The organism is Streptomonospora nanhaiensis, assembly GCF_026642255.1.
In the GTDB taxonomy this organism is placed as follows: Bacteria; Actinomycetota; Actinomycetes; order Streptosporangiales; family Streptosporangiaceae; genus Nocardiopsis; species Nocardiopsis tropica.
On sequence record NZ_CP113264.1, the window covers coordinates 1,377,201 to 1,395,995 of the forward strand.

Genomic DNA, 18,795 nt, shown 5'->3' on the forward strand with positions numbered 1-18,795 from the left:
AGCCCCGCTTCCTCCAGTTCCCCGCGCACCACCCGGTGCATCGGCTGGGACAGCAGGAAGGCACGAAAGAGGGAATTCTGGCGTGAATCATGTACAGCTCATGGCCTGTTGGCTAGCATTGACGCCATGACGACGATGCCGCTGGCGGAAGCCAGGAACCACCTGTCCAAGATCGTCGACGAGGTCGAGAGAACCCACGACGCCGTCACCATCACCCGCAACGGCAGGCCCAGCGTCGTGGTGATCTCCGTGGACGACTACGAGTCGATGACGGAGACCTTCGCCCTCCTGGACAGCCCCGAGGAGCAGCGGAGGCTGAAGGAGGCCGAGGAGTCCCTGGAGGCCGGGGACGTGACGACGGCGGCGGAGATGGCTGACCTGATGCGCGAGAGGGTCCGTCGGGAGGACAACGGGTGAGCGATCGCTACGCCTTCGTGCTCGCGCGACCGGCGCGACGGGCGCTCACCGACGAACTCCCCCTCAAGATCGCCTCGGCGGTCTGGGAGCTGATCGACGGTGACCTCGGAACGAAACCCCGCGCCGTGGGAAAACCCCTGAACGCCCCCTTCACCGGGCAATGGGTGGCCAGGCGCTCCTCCTACCGCGTGCGGTACCGGATCGACGAGGCCGCGCGCCGGGTCACCGTGCTCGACATCCAGGGCAGGGCCGACGCGTACCACTACTCGGGCGGTCGCTGAGAAGGGCGGCGCCTCCGCGGCGGGGACGTGTGCCGGGCCACACCCCCGGTCTGTCGGTGCCGGTGCGCCCGGCGTGGCACCCTTGGTTCCGGAAAGCCCCGCGGCCCCCGGCGGCGGGGCCCGGCGCGGAGCCATGAGGAACGACGAGCAGGGGAGCCGGACGTGCGGCGATGGGACGGGCTGGAGGGCATCCCCTCCGGGCAGGGGCGCTCCGTGGTGGCGGTCGGCGTGTTCGACGGGGTGCACCGGGGCCACCGGGCCATCCTGGAGGCCGCCGTCGGTCGCGGCCGCGAGCTCGGGCTCCCGGTCGTCGTGGTCACCTTCGACCCGCACCCCCGGGCCGTGCTGACGGGGACCGCCCCGCCGGTGCTGACCCCGCTGGAGCGGAGGGTGGAGCTGCTCGGGGAGTACGGCGCCGACGCCGTGTGCGTCCTGGGGTTCACCAAGGACCTGTCCTCGCTCGCCCCCGAGGAGTTCGTGCGCCGGGTGCTGGTCGACCGGCTGCACGCCGCGGCCGTGGTCGTGGGGGAGGACTTCCGGTTCGGGCACCGCGCCGCGGGCGACGTCGCCGCGCTGGCCGCGCTCGGGGCCGGGTTCGGCTTCACCGCGTACGGGGTCGCCCTCGTCGCGGACGGCGAGGCGATCACCTCGACGCGGGTGCGCGCACTGCTCGCCGAGGGGGCCGTGGCCGAGGCGGCCGGGCTGCTCGGCCGCCCGCACCGGGTCGAGGGGGAGATCGTCCACGGGGCGGCGCGCGGACGCGAGCTGCTGGGGTTCCCCACCGCCAACATGGACCTGCTGCCCGGCACGGCGGTCCCCGGGGACGGTGTCTACGCGGGCTGGCTGAGCCGTGTCACGCCGGTGGCCGGCCACGAGACGCGCTGGCCGGCCGCGATCTCCGTGGGCACCAACCCCACGTTCGACGGCGCGGAGCGGACCGTGGAGTCCTACGCCCTGGACCGCGACGACCTGGAGCTGTACGGGGTCCGGATGACCGTGGACTTCACCGCGCGCATCCGCGGCCAGGAGCGCTTCGACAGCATCGAGGAGCTCATCGTGGCCATGCGCCGGGACGTGGACCGTTGCCGCGAGGTCCTCGGCGCGGCCTGACCGGGGCGCGGGGAGACGGGGCGCACCCGCGGGTCAGCCCCGTCACCTCGTGCTCTGCGGTAGGGTGGGTTCGTCCACGTGTGCCTCGCGGACGGTCACGATCCGGTGAACCGACCCGTGGGGAGCGCGGTGCGCCCACGCCGTCGGCGGAGGGCCGCGCGCACCACACGCGACGGTGACTGTTCGCACGCGCGGTCACCGCGTCTGATCCCCGTCACGTATCGGGATCCGCCCTGCGTGCCGACTTTCCAGCGAAGGAGCGACGTGTCGATCGACACCGCCACCAAAGAGAAGATCATCGCCGAGTACGCCACCACCGAGGGTGACACCGGTTCCCCCGAGGTCCAGGTCGCGCTGCTCACGCACCGCATCACCGAGCTGACCGAGCACCTCAAGGACCACAAGCACGACCACCACAGCCGTCGTGGCCTGCTCCTGATGGTCGGTCGTCGCCGCCGCCTCCTCAAGTACATCGCCAAGCAGGACATCACCCGCTACCGCTCGCTGATCGAGCGTCTGGGCCTGCGCCGCTAGGTGTGAACGGCGGGAGTGGCTTCGGCCGCTCCCGCTTTGTTAGTAAGGTGTGACGCGACGGCGGTCACAGACCGCCGCCCGCCTAATTTCACAGAGATCACCCGCGCCCCTCCCTCGGCACCAGAGTCGAGGCCGGTCCTCGGTAGTGGTCCCCGGACAGCGCCTCCCAGGCGTGCCGTGGGCTTCGATCGATGACCGGCCGTCATCAACTCCGGGGCACGGACGCGGGAAACGAACAACGAAGCGCCCGGGGCACGCCCGTGCCCGGCGCGACGAACGCGAACACGTGTAGTAGTAGGAGGTCGCCCATGGAGGGCGTTTACTCGGCCGAGGCCGTCATCGACAACGGCAAGTTCGGCTCCCGTACCATCCGCTTCGAGACCGGTCGCCTGGCCCGCCAGGCCGCCGGATCGGCGACGGTCTACCTGGACGACGAGACCGTCGTCCTGTCGGCCACCACCGCCTCGAAGCGTCCCAAGGAGAACCTCGACTTCTTCCCCCTGACGGTGGACGTCGAGGAGCGCATGTACGCCGCGGGCCGCATCCCCGGCTCGTTCTTCCGGCGCGAGGGACGTCCCTCCGAGGACGCCATCCTCACCTGCCGCCTGATCGACCGGCCGCTGCGCCCGTCGTTCCGCAAGGGCCTGCGCAACGAGATCCAGATCGTCGAGACGATCCTGGCCCTGCACCCCGAGCACCTGTACGACGTCGTCGCCATCAACGCGGCCTCGATGTCCACGCAGATCTCCGGCATCCCCTTCTCGGGCCCGATCGGCGGCGTGCGCGTCGCCCTGATCGACGGCCAGTGGGTGGGCTTCCCGACCCACGCCGAGCTGGAGGGCGCCACCTTCGACATGGTGGTCGCCGGTCGCGTCCTGGAGGACGGCGACGTGGCGATCATGATGGTGGAGGCCGAGTCCACCACCCGGACGCTGAAGCTGGTCGCCGAGGGCGCCGTCGGCCCCAACGAGCAGTCCGTCTCCGAGGGCCTCGAGGCCGCCAAGCCCTTCATCAAGGTGCTGTGCAAGGCCCAGCAGGCCGTCGCCGACCAGGCGAGCCGCGAGGTCACCGAGTTCCCGATCTTCCTCGACTACGAGGACGACGCGTACGCGGCCGTCGAGGCCGCCGTCCGCGACGAGCTCTCCAAGGCGCTCACCATCGCGGACAAGCAGGACCGCGAGGCCGAGCTGGACCGCGTCAAGGCCATCGCCGGCGAGAAGCTGGCGGAGGACTTCGAGGGTCGCGAGAAGGAGGTCGGCGCCGCCTTCCGCTCGCTCAGCAAGCAGGTCATGCGCGAGCGCGTCCTGCGCGAGAAGGTCCGCATCGACGGCCGCGGCCCCAAGGACATCCGCGGGCTGAGCGCCGAGGTCGGCGTCCTCCCGCGGGTGCACGGCTCCGCCCTCTTCGAGCGCGGCGAGACCCAGATCCTGGGTGTCACCACGCTCAACATGCTGCGCATGGAGCAGATGGTTGACACGCTCAACCCGGACAAGACCAAGCGCTACATGCACAACTACAACTTCCCGCCCTACTCCACCGGTGAGACCGGCCGGGTGGGCTCGCCCAAGCGGCGCGAGATCGGGCACGGCGCCCTCGCCGAGCGCGCCCTGCTCCCGGTGCTGCCGGCGCGCGAGGAGTTTCCCTACGCCATCCGCCAGGTGTCCGAGGCCCTCGGGTCCAACGGCTCCACCTCGATGGGCTCGGTCTGCGCGTCCACCATGTCCCTGATGGCGGCCGGCGTGCCCCTCAAGGAGATGGTGTCGGGCATCGCCATGGGACTGATCAGCGAGGGCGACGAGTACGTCACCCTCACCGACATCCTGGGCGCCGAGGACGCCATGGGCGACATGGACTTCAAGGTCGCCGGCACCCGTGACCTCATCACGGCCCTGCAGCTGGACACCAAGCTCGACGGCATCCCCGCCGAGCAGCTGGCGCTCGCGCTCCAGCAGGCCCGCGGCGCCCGCCTGGCCATCCTCGACGTGATGCAGGAGGCGATCGAGCGTCCGGCCGAGATGAGCCCGAACGCTCCGCGCATCCTCACCGTCAAGGTCCCGGTGGACAAGATCGGAGAGGTCATCGGCCCGAAGGGCAAGATGATCAACTCGATCCAGGACGACACCGGCGCCGAGATCACGATCGAGGACGACGGCACCATCTACATCGGTGCCACCGACGGCCCGTCCGCCGAGGCCGCCCGGGACACGATCAACCAGATCGCGAACCCGACGATGCCCGAGGTGGGCGACCGGTACCTGGGTACCGTCGTCAAGACCACGACGTTCGGCGCGTTCGTGTCGCTGCTGCCCGGCAAGGACGGCCTGCTGCACATCTCGCAGATCCGCAAGCTGCACGGCGGCAAGCGGATCGAGAACCTCGACGACGTCATGGGCATCGGCGAGAAGATCCAGGTCGAGATCCGCGAGATCGACGACCGCGGCAAGCTCTCGCTCGTCCCGGTCGAGGTCGTCGAGGCCGAGGCCGCCTCCGCCGCCCCGGCGGTCGAGGCCGAGGTCGAGGCCGACACGGCCCCCGAGGGCGAGGACAACGGTGGTGACAAGGACGGGGACGCCCCCCGTCGCCGTCGCCGCCGCAGCTCGGGCGGGCGTTCCGAGAACACCTGATCCTGACTGACGCGTGTCGGGGGCGGTCGCACCACGGGTGCGGCCGCCCCCGGCGCGTATCCTCGGCTGGGCCCCCGGCGGCCCGGCCGCCGATGTTCCGACGCGAAGAAGAAGGATTCATGAGCTCTGTCCCCATCGCCGCCGAGCAGGATCCGGGCACGACCGTGACGCTGCTGGAGCCCGACGGCGGTTCCGGCCTGGTGCGCCGCACGGTCCTGCCCGGCGGCCTGCGCGTGGTCACCGAGAACATCCCGGGTGGCCGGTCCGCGGCGTTCGGGATCTCGGCCACCACCGGCTCCCGCGACGAGGACTCCGCGCACGCGGGGTCGGCGCACTTCCTGGAGCACCTGCTGTTCAAGGGGACGCGGACCCGGTCGGCGCTGGAGATCTCCGCGCTGCTGGACGGTGTGGGCGCCGACCACAACGCCTACACCACGAAGGAGCACACCTGCTACTACGCCAAGGTGCTGGACCGCGACCTTCCGCTGGCCATCGACGTCGTCGGTGACATGGTCGCGAACTCGGTGCTGGACGAGGGGGAGGTGGAGACGGAGCGGGGCGTGATCCTGGAGGAGATCGCCATGTACGAGGACGAGCCCGCCGACCTGGTGGACGACGTCTTCGCGGCGCACTTCTACGGGGACACCCCGCTGGGCCGCCCGATCCTGGGCACCACCGACACCATCCGCGCCCTGCCCCGGGACCGGATCGCCGAGCAGTACCGGGACGTGTACGTGCCCGGGGAGCTGATCGTGACGGCGGCCGGGAGCCTGGACCACGACCAGGTGGTGGAGCAGGTCCGGGCGATGTTCGCCGACCAGCTGGCCGCGGCGGGCGACGCCCGCCCCGCCCGCCCGCGTGCGGGGGCCGGTCCGGTCGCCACGAACGGCGGCACCGTGGTGCAGCCGCGCGACACCGAGCAGGCGCACATCATCCTGGGTTCGGAGGGCATCACCCGGACCGACCCGCGCTGGCACGCGCTGCGGCTGCTCAGCGCCGCCCTGGGCGGCGGCATGTCGTCCCGCCTGTTCCAGGAGGTGCGGGAGAAGCGCGGCCTGGCGTACTCGGTGCACGCGTACCAGACCGGCTACGCCGACACCGGCATGTTCCAGATCTACGCGGGCTGCCTGCCGGAGAAGGCCGACGAGGTCATCGGCGTGTGCCGCGACGAGCTGGAGAAGGTGGCGGCCTCGGGGATCACCGCCGAGGAGCTGACCCGGGCCAAGGGCCAGATCCAGGGCTCCCTGGTCCTCGGCAGCGAGGGCACCAACGCGCGGATGGGGCGGCTGCTCTCGCACGAGCTCAACAAGCCGCGCCACTACTCGATCGACGAGGACCTGGCGCTGTTCGACGCGGTGTCCGGCACGGACGTGGCCGAGGTGGCGGCCGAGCTGCTGTCGCGGCCGCGGGCCCTCGCCGTGATCGGCCCGTACGAGGCGGACCGGGTCTTCTAGGGAGCGCCCCGTCCCCCGCCCCCCGCCCCCCGTCCGCGGACGGGGGGCGGGGGGCGCCGGTCAGCCCTCCAGCAGGGACTGCCCCACGTATCCCCCCTCCTCGCAGCCGGGCGGGACGGCGAACACGGCCGAGCCCACAGCGGTCACCCACTCGTTGAGCAGGTCGAGTTCGTCCAGGCTCCGCTGGATGGGCACGAACTGGCGCACGGGATCGGCCTGGAACGCCGCGAACAGCAGACCGGCCTCCTCCCCGCCCGTTCCGCGCATGTCGTAGTTGTAGGCGCGGCGGAAGATCCGCTCCTCCGGGTCGCCGGTGACCGCCCTGCGCACGTGGGCGAACGCCGGGACGACCGTCAGCCCGGTGGCGTCGACGGCCGCCAGGTCCACCTCGTCGTGCTCGGACGCGCCCGTCAGGGGCGCGCCGCTGTCCAGCCGGCGGCCGATGACGGCCTCGCGGGCCGGCCGGTCCAGTTCGTCCCACGTGTCCAGGTGGGTGGCGATACGCCGGATCACCAGCCCCGTGCCGCCCTCCAGCCATGCCGGTCCGCCGCCGCCCCACACCAGGTGCTCGAAGTCCGCCGTCCCCGGTTCGGGGTTGACGGTGCCGTCGACCTGGCCCATCAGGTTGCGCATGGTCGTGCCGTCGGGCTGGGACCCGTGGGCCCGGCGGAACCCGCTCTGGGTCCACCGGGGCCGGGTGAAGGCCCGCGCGTCCTTGAGGAGCATCCGCACCGCGTGCGAGACCGTGAGGGGATCGTCCGCGCACACCTGTACCAGCAGGTCCGCCTCGCCCCACGCCGCGTCGAGCCGGTCGTGGCCGAACTCCGGCAGCGGTTCCAGCCAGTCCGGCACGGCGCCGGGGTCCACGCGTTCGACCAGGCCCCGTCCGAACCCGAACGTGGTGGTGAGCCGGGCCGGGACCTCCGCCAGCTCGGGCTCGGTGTCGGCCAGGGCGGGCTCGCCCCGGGCCAGGCGGGCGGCGTCGTCGCTGAGCAGCCGCATGAGCCGCCGGACCCCCTCCACGTCGACCTCCGGACCCAGGTCCAGCGCCACGAACGTGCCGTGCGCCTGGGGCGGGGTCTCCACCCCCGCCTGGTGGGGGCCGTGGAAGGGCACGGTCCTGGAGCCGTGGAGCGGGGGGTCCGCGGCCGGGTCGGGGCCGCCCTCCGACCGGCCGGCCCACGTGGCGGCCGCGGCTCCGGCGATCCCCGCCGCGCCGAGGCCCGCCGCCCCGCCCAGGATCAGGCGGCGGCGGCTCAGCGGCCCCGCGCCCGCACCGCGTTCCGGCATCAGTGGCCCCCGTCCCCGTGACCGCCGCCCTCGTACTCCTCGTTCGCCCCGGCGTACTCCTTCACGGGCGCGGTGAACTCGGCGGTGGAGCCGTCGGAGAACTCCACGGTCACGGTGGTCTCGTCGCCCGGCTCCAGGTCACGGGTGAGGTCCATGAGCATGATGTGGTCGGCGCCGGGCTCCAGGGGGAGACCGCCCCCGGCGGGGACGACGAACCCGCCGTCCTTCTCGCGCATGGTGGAGTCCGCGCCCTCGGTGACGACCTCGTGCAGTTCGACGGTGTCGGCGGCGTCGTGGGAGGCGGAGACGATGGTGACCTCCGCGTCCGAGCCGTTGGTGATCTCACCGAAGACGGCGGTCATGCCGTCGTCGGCGGTGGCGGCCTTGACCCAGGGGTCGGTGACCCCGAAGGAGTCGGCGGCGGTGGCGGCGGCCGTGGAGGGGGCGTCCTCGTCGGCGGCGCCGGTGGCGTCGGGAGAGGCCGCGGGACCTCCGCAGGCGGTCAGGGAGAGGGCGAGGAGGGCGGTGGCGGCCCACGTACGGGTCGGGTTCACGGGTGTTCGCTCCAGGTTCCGGGCCGCGCTCCCGCGGCCGTCCACCCCTGGTGTCGGATCCGCGGGCCGTTCGGTTCCCGGAGTCTGCGCGTTCCCCGCCGCCCGTCCGGCGCCCGGGCCCGCAGGGAAGGGCGGCCGGCCGCGGACGCCGCCTGCGGTTCCCCGCCGTGCCGCCTCCCGTAGGGGCGGCCGGCGCGGTCCCGCCCCGCCACGGCGGGGCAGGACCGGCGGGCGGAGCCGCGGGAGCCCGTCGGACGCGGGCCCGGAAAGAGCCGCGGACGCCGCCTCAGGGGCGCTTCGGCGCCCTCTTGCGCACCGTGATGCGCTTGGGGCCCCGGGCGTTCGCCCCGCCGCGCACCGTGATCTCCAGCAGGCCCTCGGCGTAGGAGGCCTCGATGTCCTCCTCCTTGACGCCCTCCGGCAGGCTGATCCTCCTGCGGAACGTGCCCATGAAGCGCTCGGACGTGTAGTAGACGACGTCGTCCTCGTCGCGGTGGCGCTCCCCGCTGATGCTGAGGATGCCGTCGTTGAAGCTCACCGACACGCCCTCCTCGTGCACCCCGGCGATCTCGCACCGGAGCACGAGGTCGTTCCCCCGGGCCAGGATGTCGGTCGGGGGACTCCACGCGTCCGAGTAGCCGCGCTCCTTGTCGCCCGCCTGCCCGCTCTCCAGCGAGGACATGCTGTCGGAGATCCGGTTCATCTCGCTGATCATGTCCACCACGCCGTGGAACGGGTTGTTGAACTTTCGGGGAGCCACAGGGGCCTCCTCTCTTCGCTTGCGGTGAGGGGGTCAGTCGGGGCGGGCGGGGCTCTGGGAGCCCCGGTCCTCCGCCCGGGACTGTTTCGGAGCCCCCGGTTTCGGTTCGGAGGCCAGCCCCTTGACCAGGCCCCAGACCATGAACAGCAGGATGACCGCGAAGGGCAGCCCCGTCACGACCGAGGCCGCCTGGAGGGCGGACAGGGCGTTGGTGCCGCCCAGGACCAGCAGGATCAGCGTGACCGCGCCCTCGCTGATGGCCCAGAAGGCGCGCTGGGCCTTGACCGGGTGCAGGTCTCCGCCGCTGGTGAGGGTGTCCACGACCAGCGATCCCGAGTCGGACGAGGTGATGAAGAAGACCGCCACCACGAGGATCAGGAGGACGGAGACGACCAGCCCGACGGTCTCCCCCATGGGCAGCAGGTCCATCAGGCGGAAGGCCCGGTCCTCCTCCGCGAGTTCGTTGAGCCCGCCGTCGCCGAACAGTTCGTAGTAGAGCCCGGACCCGCCGAACACGCCGAACCACAGGATGGACACGAGGACGGGGGCGAACAGCGCGCCCAGGACGAACTCGCGGATGGTGCGCCCGTAGGAGATGCGCGCGAGGAAGATGCCGACGAAGGGGGCCCAGGAGATCCACCACCCCCAGTAGAAGATGGGCCAGGTCGTCGTCCAGGACGCCGCCTGCTCGTCCACGAGGGGGCTGGGGAAGGACAGGCTCCAGGGGACGAGGTTGCCGAGGTACTCCCCGGCCCCGGTGGTCGTGATGCTGATGATCCACAACTTCGGCCCGAACAGGAAGACGATCACCAGCAGCGCGAACGCGAGCCACAGGTTGATGACGGAGAGCCTGCGGATGCCCTTGTCGATGCCGGAGAGCACGCTCAGCAGGGCGATGCCCGTGATCACGACGATGATCACCGACTGGACCAGGGAGTTCGAGGGGATGCCGAAGACGTGGTTGAGGCCGCCGTTGATCTGGAGGGTGCCCAGGCCCAGGGAGGTGGCCAGTCCGAAGATCGTGCCGAACACGGCCAGGATGTCCACGAGGTTGCCGGGCCAGCCGAAGGCCCTGTCCCCCAGGAGGGGGTACAGGGCGGACGCGGGGCGCAGCGGCAGGCCCTTGCGGAAGGCGAAGTAGCCGAGGGAGAGGCCGAGGGCGATGTAGATCGCCCACGGGTGGAAGCTCCAGTGGAAGTAGCTGAGGGCGAGTGCCTCGCCCGCGGCCTCCGGGGGCGGGGGGCTCCCCTCCGGGGTGACGAACTCCGCGTCACGGGGCGAGTGCAGGTGGTGGATGGGCTCGGAGACCCCCCAGAACACCAGGCCGATGCCCATGCCGGTGGTGAAGAGCATGGCGAACCACGCCAGGGTGTTGAACTCGGGCCGGGAGTCGTCGGGGCCGAGCCGGACGGAGCCGAACCGGCTCAGCATGAGGACGATCGCGATGCCGAGGAAGAGCGACGTCGCGAGGACGTAGATCCAGCCGAGCTTCTCGCCGATCCAGTCGCGCGTGGCCGTCGCCGCTGACAGGAGGGGGTCGGTGGCCACGATGCCCGCGACGACGAAGGCGATGATGACGAGGCCGGACACACCGAAGACGGTGGGGTTGGTGTGTTGTCGGATGTACTGGCGTAGGGATGAGATGGGTGGCTCCTTCCCGGCCCCGGTGGGACGGGTGCGCCGTTGACTGGCCGGTCTCTGCAGCTCCTCCGGCCACGGACGTGTTTCCGTGGGATGGTAGGGGCGGAGCGCACCGGCGCAAAGGAACCGCGTGAACGCGGAGTGTTGGTGTTTTGAGCGTCATCGCGCATGGTGAGGTGATATGTCACCCCATGTCATCCTGCGGTGCTCGGGGAGGCTTCCGGGGCACCGGGGTCCACGACATCCTCGGCATGTCGTGTGCGGTGCCCGGGGGAGGCGGCTACCCGCGGCTCTCGGTGAGGTCGTCCAGGGTGGTGCCCACGCGGTCCAGCCAGCCCGTGATCACGGTCAGCTCCTCCAGCGTGTAGTCGGCGTGCAGGTCGGTCATCGCGGCGCGCATGCCGGGGGCGGTGGAGGCGGCCAGGCGCTCGGCTCCCGCGGTCAGCCGGACGGCGACCTTGCGTCGGTCCCGCGGATGGCGGGTGCGCTCCACGAGCCCGTGCGCCTCCAGCCGGTCGACGACCCCGGTCACCGAGCCGGTGGACAGGCAGAGGCTCTCGGCGATCTCGCCGGGGGTCATGGAACCGCTGACCCGCAGCAGCGTGTAGCACTGGAAGTCCGTGGGGTTCATGCCCGAGCTGTCCGCCATGCGGTGCAGCAGGCGGATCAGCCGCACGGCGAGTCGCTGCCCGTCGCTCTGGAGGGACTCGTAGAGTTCACCTCGCGACCGGCTCTCGGCATCCCCGTCGCGGGCGTCCAGGAGCCCGTCGGAGTGTGCGGCCGGAACGGCGTCCATGGTCTCTCTCTCGCGCTGGCGTGATCGGTTCGTCCGATCTCCCCTGTGAGTCTACGGGGCGCGGTGCCGGGGCCCTCCCGGTCGGCGGCCGTGTTCCCGGGGGCGGACATGGTTGGGACGCCGCACTTCGGGAAGTGTTTCGTTTAACAAGATTCACAGAATACGAGTCATTTCGGGAAGTCCGGAGGCACGACCCCGGGAGGAAGCCGTCAATCCGCTCCTGAACACCCACAGAGAAGGCCACGACGCCGCGGTCGGGGGACACCGCGCGGCGCTGGAGGACGCCCTGCGCCGCTACCTCCACCGGCGGCTCCGCGAGTCGGAGGGCATCGACGCGGGGTTCGGCCGCGACCTGGCGGGCGAGACCGTCCGCTTCACCCTCGCAGGGGGCAAGCGGATGCGGTCCCTGCTGGCCTGGTGGGGGTGGACGGCCGGCGGCGGGAACCCCGGCGGGGAGCGGGCCCGCTCCGCCCTCCAGGCCTGCGGGGCCCTGGAGCTCATCCAGACCTGCGCCCTCGTCCACGACGACGTGATGGACGGGTCGCCGACCCGCCGGGGCCGGCCCTCGGTCCACGCCCGCCACATGGCGGAGCACGAGGAGAACGGGCACAGCGGAGAGCCCCGGCGGTACGGCGAGGCGCTCGCCGTCCTGGTGGGGGACCTGGCGCTGGTCTGGGCCGACGACATGTTCGAGGAGGCGCTGGACGGCCTGTCCCGGCCGCGCGGGGCACGGGCGGTCTGGCGGGGCCTGCGCACCGAGATCATGGCGGGCCAGTTCCTCGACGTCCGCGCCCAGGCCGGACGCGACCGCTCCGAGGGGACCGCGCTGCGCGTGAACCTGCTCAAGACGGCGTCCTACAGCGTCGAGCGCCCCCTCCACCTCGGCGCGGCCATGGCCGGGGCGGACGGGGCCACGGTGGACGCCCTGCGCGGCTACGGACGGGACGTCGGAACCGCCTTCCAGCTCAGGGACGACCTCCTGGGCGTCTACGGCGACACCGCCCGGACGGGCAAACCCGTGGGCGAGGACATCAGCGAGGGCAAGTGCACGCTCCTCCTCGCGGCCGGCGTGCGGCTGGCCGGGGAGCGGGGGGACGCAGCCGCGAGCGACCTGCTCTCCCGTGTCGGAGCCGGAGCCGACCCCGCCGAGGTCGCCGACGCCCTGGATCGGCTCGGCGCCCGCGACCTGGTGCGGGGCCGGTGCCGGGAGCTGGCGGCACGGGGGGTCGGCAGGCTGGACGGGCTCGACCTGGACCCCGCCGTCCTGGAGGGCCTGCGCGGACTCGCCGCCCGGACCGGGACGGACCCGGTATGAGCGGCCGCACCCGGGCGGCGGGACGCGGACCGGCCCCCGGGGCCGGACGCGTGGTCGTCGTCGGCGCGGGGCTCTCCGGCCTGGCCTGCGCCCTGCACCTGCGGGGGGCGGGGCGCGAGGTCGTCGTCGTGGAGCGCGAACCGCACCCGGGCGGGCGCGCCGGACGGCTCGACCTGGACGGCTTCCGCCTCGACACCGGCCCCACCGTGCTCACCATGCCCGAACTCCTCGACGAGGCGCTCGCCGCCGTCGGCGAGAGCACCGCGGACAGGCTCGACCTCGTGCCGCTCAGCCCCGCCTACCGGGCGGCCTTCGCCGACGGCTCCGTGATCGACGTGCACACCGACCGCGAGGCCATGGCCGCCGAGGTGGCGCGCGTGGCCGGGGAGCGCGAGGCCGAGGGCTACCTCCGGCTGCGGGACTGGCTCACGAGGCTGTACCGGGTGGAGATGCGCTCGTTCATCGACGCGCGGTGCGACTCGCCGCTCGACCTGGTCCGGCCCGACCTGTTCCGGCTCGCGGCGCTGGGCGGCTTCGGCCGGCTGGCCCCGGCGGTCGGGCGCCGCGTCCGGGACGAGCGCCTGCGGCGGATCTTCTCCTTCCAGTCCCTGTACGCGGGGGTGGCGCCGGAGCGCGCCCTGGCGGCCTACGCCGTCATCGCCTACATGGACACGGTCGCCGGGGTGTACTTCCCCCGGGGAGGGATGCGCGCGCTCGGGGACGCCCTGGCCGGGGCGTTCACGAAGGCCGGGGGCGCCGTCCGCTACGGGGAGGCCGTCACCCGGCTGGAGCGGAGCGGCGACCGGGTCACCGCCGTGATCACCGAGGGGGGCGACCGCCTGGCCTGCGACCACGTCGTGCTCACCGCCGACCTGCCGGCCGCCCACCGCCTTCTCGGCCACGAGCCCCGCCGCCCGGTCCGGATCCGCCACTCGCCCTCCGCCGTCGTGCTCCACCTGGGCACCGACCGCACCTGGGACGCCCTGGGACACCACACCATCTCCTTCGGCGCGGCCTGGGAGAGCACCTTCTCGGAGATCATCCGGGAGGGGCGCACCATGAGCGACCCCTCCCTGCTCGTCACCCAGCCCACCCGCACCGACCCCGCGCTGGCGCCGGAGGGGCGGCACCTGCTCTACGTGCTCGCCCCGGCCCCGAACCTCGCCGCGGGGGACGTCGACTGGGACCGGGAGGGGCCGCGCTACCGGGACAGCCTGGTGCGGACGCTGGAGGAGCGGGGCCTCGACGGCCTGGACGCCTCGGTCCGGACCGAGCACCTCGTCACCCCGGCGGACTGGGCGCGCCAGGGGCTGGCCCACGGCACCCCGTTCTCCCTCTCGCACACCTTCGCGCAGACGGGGCCCTTCCGCCCGGGCAACACCGTCCCCGGCACCTCCAACGCGGTGCTGGCGGGCTGCGGGACCAGACCGGGCGTGGGCCTGCCGACCGTGCTGATCTCCGGGAAGCTCGCCGCCGCGCGGGTGCTGGCGGGGGGAGGGCGGCGATGAGGGGGACCGCGACCGCCGAACTCGACGCCGCCGGCATCGGCCCGGACCGGCTGCGCGGGGACTACCTGCTCTGCCGCGAACTCCACGCCCGCCACGGGCGGACGTACTTCACGGCGACGCGCGTCCTGCCGCCGGAACGGCGCCCCGGAGTACACGCGCTGTACGGGTTCGCGCGCTGGGTGGACGACATCGTCGACGAGCCGGAGCCGGGTGAGACCGCCGCCGACGTGCGCGAACGGCTCGACGCCGTCGGCGCGGACCTGGGGCGCGCGCTGTCGGGCCGGGAGCCCCGGGAGCCCGTGCTGCGCGCCCTGGCGCACACCGTCGAGGGCTACGGACTGCCCGCCGGCTACTTCACCGCGTTCATGGACTCCATGCGCATGGACCTGGACGTCACCGGCTACCGCGACCTGGAGCACCTGCGCGAGTACATGTACGGCTCGGCCGCGGTCATCGGGCTCCAGGTCCTGCCGGTCCTGGGGACGGTGGCGCCCCGGGCGGAGGCCGCCCCGCACGCGGCGGCGCTGGGCGAGGCCTTCCAGCTCACCAACTTCCTCCGCGACGTGGCGGACGACCTGGGACGGGGCAGGGTCTACCTGCCCGCGGACGTCCTGGGGGCGCACGGGGTGGACCGGGAACTCCTGGAGCACTGCGCGCGGGTACGGGCGCCCGACCGGCGCGCCCGTGCCGCCGTGGCCGACCTCGTCGAGGTCAACAGGGGGATCTACCGGGAGGCCGAACCCGGCATCGCGATGCTCTCCCCGGTGTCCCGCCCGTGTGTCGCCACCGCCTTCCGGCTCTACCGGGCGATCCTGGACGAGATCAGCGCGGCCGACTTCGACGTGTGGAGCACCCGCCACCGGGTCTCCGACGCCCGCAAGGTCGCCGCGGCCGTACCCGCCCTCGCACGATCCCTGCTCGCCCGCTCGGTGCCGCGCCCCCGCTCCGGCTGAGCGCGGCGCACACGCCCTGGAGGAGATTCCGTGACGCTGCCCGACCCCGAACCGCGGCGGCTTCCGCTGCGCAGGATGCCCGCCTTCGACTGGAGCCGTCAGAGGCCCACCTGGCGGGAGGGGTCGCCCGCCGTCATCGGTGCGGCTCTCAAGCGCGCCCTGGCCAGGCCGTCCGGCAACTGGTTCGTGCTGGCCGCCAGCAGTGAGGTGCGGGCCGACCGGCCCTTCGGCCGCGTCGTCGCCGGCGCCGAACTCGTGGCCTGGCGCACCCCGGACGGCGCCGCCCACGTTGGGCCGGGGGCGTGCCCGCACCTGGGGGCCCCGCTCTGCCGGGGCGCTGTGACCGGGGGGAACCTGGTGTGCCGCTGGCACGGTCTCTCCCTGGGGGCCGAGGGCTTTCCGGGGTGGAGCCCCTACCCGGTGCACGACGACGGGGTCCTCGTGTGGGTGCGCCTGGACCGGGAGGGCGGGGAGGAGCCCCTCGACGCGCCGGTCGTCCCCGAGCGTCCGGGGGCGGCCGCCTCGATCACGGCGGTGGAGAGCCTGGCGGGGAGGTGCGAACCGGAGGACGTGGTGGCCAACCGGCTGGACCCCTGGCACGGCTCCTGGTTCCACCCGTACTCGTTCGTGGGACTGACGGTGACCGAGGTGCCGGAGGGGCCCGACCCGGAACCGGACCGCATGGTGGTCGACGTGGGGTTCCGCGTGGCGGGCCGACTCGGGGTGCCGGTGCGCGCCGAGTTCACGTGCCCCGAGCCGCGCACCGTGGTCATGCGCGTCATCGAGGGGGAGGGGCTGGGGAGCGTGGTGGAGACCCACGCCACCCCGCTCGGCGTCGACGACCGCGGCGTACCGCGCACGGCGGTCGTCGAGGCCACCGTCGCCACGTCCGACCGGGTCGGGTTCGCCCTGGCCCGCAGGGTGGCGGGGGCGGTCGTGCGGCCCGCCATGCGCATGGCCGCGCGCCGCCTGTGGCGCGAGGACCTCGCCTACGCGGAGCGCCGGTACCTCCTGCGCTCCTCCGGCCGCTGGCCAGGCTGAGCCCTCCCGGCCCCGGTTCCCCGCGCGGCGGTGGCGACCGGCGTGCGGGCGCCGCCTCCGGTCCGGAGGCGGCGAGGCCCCTGCCCCGGGCGTCCGTCCCCCACCTGCGGTTCCCGGTCCGTCCCCGGTCCCGGAGCTCCGGTCCGCCCCCGGCCCGGATCAGCGCGGGGTGTGCCGGGCCCACCGCGCGAGGGAGCGCAGCGGAGCCGAACGGCCCTGCCGGGGCACCGTCCACACGGTGTGCCCCTCCCGCCCCCAGCGGGCCAGCAGGGCGTTGGCCGCCAGCAGGCCGCTGGTCGCCGCGCGCTCCATCAGGGCCACGGGCAGGTCCGTGCGCACGTGGTCCCCGGCCAGGACCAGGAACGGGTCGAGGGTGGCCACCCCGCACCGGTCGCGGTGGCTCCCGGGGGCGAACAGCGGGCAGTCCGCGCGCAGTTCGTGCCGGTCGTCCACCACGCCGGCCGCCCCCAGCTCCGGGTAGACGGCGGCGGCCTGCTCCCACAGCCGCACCCGCTCGCGCTCCGGATCGGCGTCCTCGGGCAGGGCGTAGGCGTGCAGCTCCACCACGGAGCCGCCGGTGCGCCGCGCCCACGCGCGGGCCTCGTCCTCGTAGCGTTCGAGCACGCTCACGTTGTCCAGGGTCGGATACCCCGCCGTGCCCAGGAACGCGGGCCGGTGCGGGCGCACGGGACGGTCGAGCCAGTAGCGCGACACCAGGAACGGGGGAGCGGACTCCAGGCGTGCCAGCCGGTCCCGCCACCGCGGGTCCCCCAGGTCCGGGGACCCCGCGACCAGGCGGCGGACCCCGGGGGGGTCGGCCGCCAGCACCACCCCGTCGAACTCCGCGTCCGGTCCGCCGTCCGGCCCGCACCGCACAGCGAACCTGCGCCCCCGGCCGGGCCGCACCCCCTCGACGGGGGCGCCGGTCCGGAAGCGCACGCCCAGCTTCGCCAGGCGGCGCTCCAGCGGATCCCACAGGGCCTGCGGGAACGGCGATCCCGGCACGTCGAACACCAGGCCCTCGGACGAGCCGAGGAAGTACAGGTGGAACATCACCGCCAGCTCGGCGGCCGACAGCCGGCCCGGATCGGCGAAGAAGCTCCGGGTGAACACCTCGAACGCGAGGTGCCGCGCCCTCGGCGGGAAGCGGACCGCCGTCAGCAGGTCCCGTGCGCTCAGGTGGTCGAGGCGCTCGTACACGCCCGGCACGTCGACGTCCAGCAGCTGCAGGGCGGCGGGCACGTTGACCCGGGCCAGGTCGCGCGGCGGAAAGCTCGGGCTGGTCGCGGCGAGGACCGCCGCGTTCCACGGAGGGGTCGGGGGCAGCCCCGAGAAGCGGTCGCGCGGTCCGTCGCGGTGCACCAGCGGGTAGTCGTCGAGCGGCACCAGCCCCTCCAGCGCCGGATCCGCGCGCCGCAGCAGCCCGCGCAGGTTGTAGTACTGGCGGAAGAACGCGTGGAAGCCCCGGGTCATGGTGGCCGGCGACCCGTCGCGCAGCGTGGTCCCCCACCCCCTCAGCCGCCCGCCCAGGGTGTCCTCCCGCTCGTACACCACCACGTCCGTGTCGCGCTCGGCCAGGGCGCACGCCGCGGCCAGCCCGGCGATGCCGCCGCCGACCACGGCCACGCGGGGCGTCTCCTCCGGACGGGGCCCGGACGCGGGCGCGGGGGCGAGGGACTCCGCCAGCGGGTCCCGGACGTCCACCGGGCGGTCAGCGCCCATCGGCCGCACCCTCCGTCAGGGGGCGCCCGCCCGCGAACGTGTGCGTGAGCCCGTACTGCCAGCCCGGCAGCGGGGCGTCGGCCACCGACTCCAGGCCCGCGCGGCGCATGCGGTCCAGGAGCGCGGTTCGGCCGTCGAACTCCAGCACGCTCCGCCACAGGTAGCGGAACAGGTCGGCGCGTCCGGTCATGATCCGGCCCGCCGGGATCACGACCCCCCAGCACACCGCGGTCCACACGGCCCGTGCCGACGCCGAGTCGGCCACGGAGTACTCGTGCAGGACGAGCCTGCCGCCCGGCCTCAGCAGGGAGCGCGCCGTGGCCAGCAGGGCGTCGGGGTCGGGGCAGTTGCGGACCAGGTACGCGCCGAACACCGCGTCGGCGGGGCCTCCCAGGTGTTTCTCCGCCCACGCGGGCGTCAGCTCCTCGGCCCGCCCCCGGTGGAAGGACACCGAGTCCGGCCAGGGCTTGCCCCGGGCGGCGTCCAGCATCCCCCGGGAGGCGTCCACGCCCGCGATCCGGGCGGCCGGGGCCTCGCGCAGCAGGGCCGCGGTCGACGCCCCCGTGCCGCATCCCAGGTCGATCAGGCGCAGGCCCCGGCCCCGGTCGGGCAGTCCCAGCCGCCGCGCCGAGATCCGCAGATGGGCGTGGTAGCCGGGGTTGGCGGCGACCAGTCGGTCGTAGGCTCCTGCGGCGTGGTCGAACTCCCGGGTGACCGGGCCGTCCTTCATCGTCCGCGTGGTGGTGTCCACGGATCCCTCCCGGTGATGGCTGGGTGTTCGCGTGCTCGCGGCGG

17 protein-coding genes are annotated in these 18,795 nt (G+C 73.6%); 10 read left to right on the forward strand and 7 right to left on the reverse strand.

The window, feature by feature from the left end; all coding sequences use genetic code 11:
- Positions 1–126 precede the first annotated feature (126 nt).
- The 6 genes from OUQ99_RS06085 (at position 127) to OUQ99_RS06110 (ending at position 6,420) form a co-directional block, all read left to right on the forward strand.
- On the forward strand, positions 127–417 hold the full coding sequence (locus OUQ99_RS06085; RefSeq protein WP_267948449.1) for a type II toxin-antitoxin system Phd/YefM family antitoxin: 291 nt from the start codon (positions 127–129) through the stop codon (positions 415–417).
- On the forward strand, positions 414–698 hold the full coding sequence (locus OUQ99_RS06090; RefSeq protein WP_267948450.1) for a hypothetical protein: 285 nt from the start codon (positions 414–416) through the stop codon (positions 696–698). Before OUQ99_RS06085 ends, OUQ99_RS06090 begins: the two co-directional genes overlap by 4 nt.
- A 162-nt stretch (positions 699–860) precedes the next feature.
- Positions 861–1,808, forward strand: coding sequence for a bifunctional riboflavin kinase/FAD synthetase (locus tag OUQ99_RS06095; RefSeq protein ID WP_267948451.1), 948 nt, complete (start codon positions 861–863; stop codon positions 1,806–1,808).
- A 264-nt stretch (positions 1,809–2,072) separates the two neighbouring features.
- Entirely contained in the window at positions 2,073–2,342 is a 270-nt protein-coding gene (gene rpsO / locus OUQ99_RS06100; protein ID WP_267948452.1) for a 30S ribosomal protein S15, read from the forward strand.
- A gap of 308 nt (positions 2,343–2,650) precedes the next feature.
- On the forward strand, positions 2,651–4,966 hold the full coding sequence (locus OUQ99_RS06105; RefSeq protein ID WP_267948453.1) for a polyribonucleotide nucleotidyltransferase: 2,316 nt from the start codon (positions 2,651–2,653) through the stop codon (positions 4,964–4,966).
- 119 nt (positions 4,967–5,085) lie between these two features.
- Positions 5,086–6,420 (forward strand): M16 family metallopeptidase, encoded by a 1,335-nt coding sequence (locus tag OUQ99_RS06110; RefSeq protein ID WP_267948454.1) that lies wholly within the window; start codon positions 5,086–5,088, stop codon positions 6,418–6,420.
- Positions 6,421–6,480: 60 nt separating this feature from the next.
- Here the strand turns inward: OUQ99_RS06110 and OUQ99_RS06115 are convergent, their stop codons facing one another.
- From OUQ99_RS06115 to OUQ99_RS06135, 5 genes are all read right to left on the reverse strand, one after another.
- On the reverse strand, positions 6,481–7,710 hold the full coding sequence (locus tag OUQ99_RS06115) for a Dyp-type peroxidase (RefSeq protein WP_267948455.1): 1,230 nt from the start codon (positions 7,708–7,710) through the stop codon (positions 6,481–6,483).
- Positions 7,710–8,264, reverse strand: coding sequence for a copper chaperone PCu(A)C (locus OUQ99_RS06120; protein ID WP_267948456.1), 555 nt, complete (start codon positions 8,262–8,264; stop codon positions 7,710–7,712). Before OUQ99_RS06120 ends, OUQ99_RS06115 begins: the two co-directional genes overlap by 1 nt.
- Positions 8,265–8,550: 286 nt before the next feature.
- On the reverse strand, positions 8,551–9,024 hold the full coding sequence (locus tag OUQ99_RS06125; RefSeq protein WP_267948457.1) for an Hsp20/alpha crystallin family protein: 474 nt from the start codon (positions 9,022–9,024) through the stop codon (positions 8,551–8,553).
- A gap of 33 nt (positions 9,025–9,057) precedes the next feature.
- Positions 9,058–10,614 carry a BCCT family transporter gene (locus tag OUQ99_RS06130; protein WP_267948458.1) on the reverse strand — a complete coding sequence of 519 codons (1,557 nt, stop codon included), beginning with the start codon at positions 10,612–10,614 and terminating at the stop codon, positions 9,058–9,060.
- A gap of 331 nt (positions 10,615–10,945) precedes the next feature.
- On the reverse strand, positions 10,946–11,461 hold the full coding sequence (locus OUQ99_RS06135) for a MarR family winged helix-turn-helix transcriptional regulator (protein ID WP_267948459.1): 516 nt from the start codon (positions 11,459–11,461) through the stop codon (positions 10,946–10,948).
- Positions 11,462–11,681: 220 nt separating this feature from the next.
- On the opposite strand from OUQ99_RS06135, the gene OUQ99_RS06140 reads away from it, so the two are divergent.
- Genes OUQ99_RS06140 through OUQ99_RS06155 form a run of 4 tightly spaced genes read left to right on the forward strand, consistent with a single transcriptional unit; the run spans position 11,682 to position 16,278 of the window.
- Complete coding sequence (locus tag OUQ99_RS06140) at positions 11,682–12,776, forward strand: polyprenyl synthetase family protein (protein WP_267950270.1); 1,095 nt, start codon at positions 11,682–11,684, stop codon at positions 12,774–12,776.
- Entirely contained in the window at positions 12,773–14,284 is a 1,512-nt protein-coding gene (gene crtI, locus OUQ99_RS06145) for a phytoene desaturase family protein (RefSeq protein WP_267948460.1), read from the forward strand. The genes OUQ99_RS06140 and crtI overlap by 4 nt, the downstream gene beginning before the upstream one ends.
- Positions 14,281–15,237, forward strand: coding sequence for a phytoene/squalene synthase family protein (locus tag OUQ99_RS06150; RefSeq protein WP_267948461.1), 957 nt, complete (start codon positions 14,281–14,283; stop codon positions 15,235–15,237). The genes crtI and OUQ99_RS06150 overlap by 4 nt, the downstream gene beginning before the upstream one ends.
- A gap of 30 nt (positions 15,238–15,267) precedes the next feature.
- Positions 15,268–16,278 carry a DUF5914 domain-containing protein gene (locus tag OUQ99_RS06155; protein WP_267948462.1) on the forward strand — a complete coding sequence of 337 codons (1,011 nt, stop codon included), beginning with the start codon at positions 15,268–15,270 and terminating at the stop codon, positions 16,276–16,278.
- A gap of 159 nt (positions 16,279–16,437) precedes the next feature.
- On the opposite strand, the gene OUQ99_RS06160 is transcribed toward OUQ99_RS06155, so the two are convergent.
- The gene (locus OUQ99_RS06160) at positions 16,438–18,000 is read right to left on the reverse strand and encodes an FAD-dependent oxidoreductase (RefSeq protein ID WP_267948463.1); all 1,563 of its coding nucleotides are present in this window, start codon (positions 17,998–18,000) and stop codon (positions 16,438–16,440) included.
- Positions 17,990–18,730, reverse strand: coding sequence for a class I SAM-dependent methyltransferase (locus OUQ99_RS06165; protein WP_431061517.1), 741 nt, complete (start codon positions 18,728–18,730; stop codon positions 17,990–17,992). Before OUQ99_RS06165 ends, OUQ99_RS06160 begins: the two co-directional genes overlap by 11 nt.
- Between the last annotated feature and the right edge of the window lie 65 nt (positions 18,731–18,795).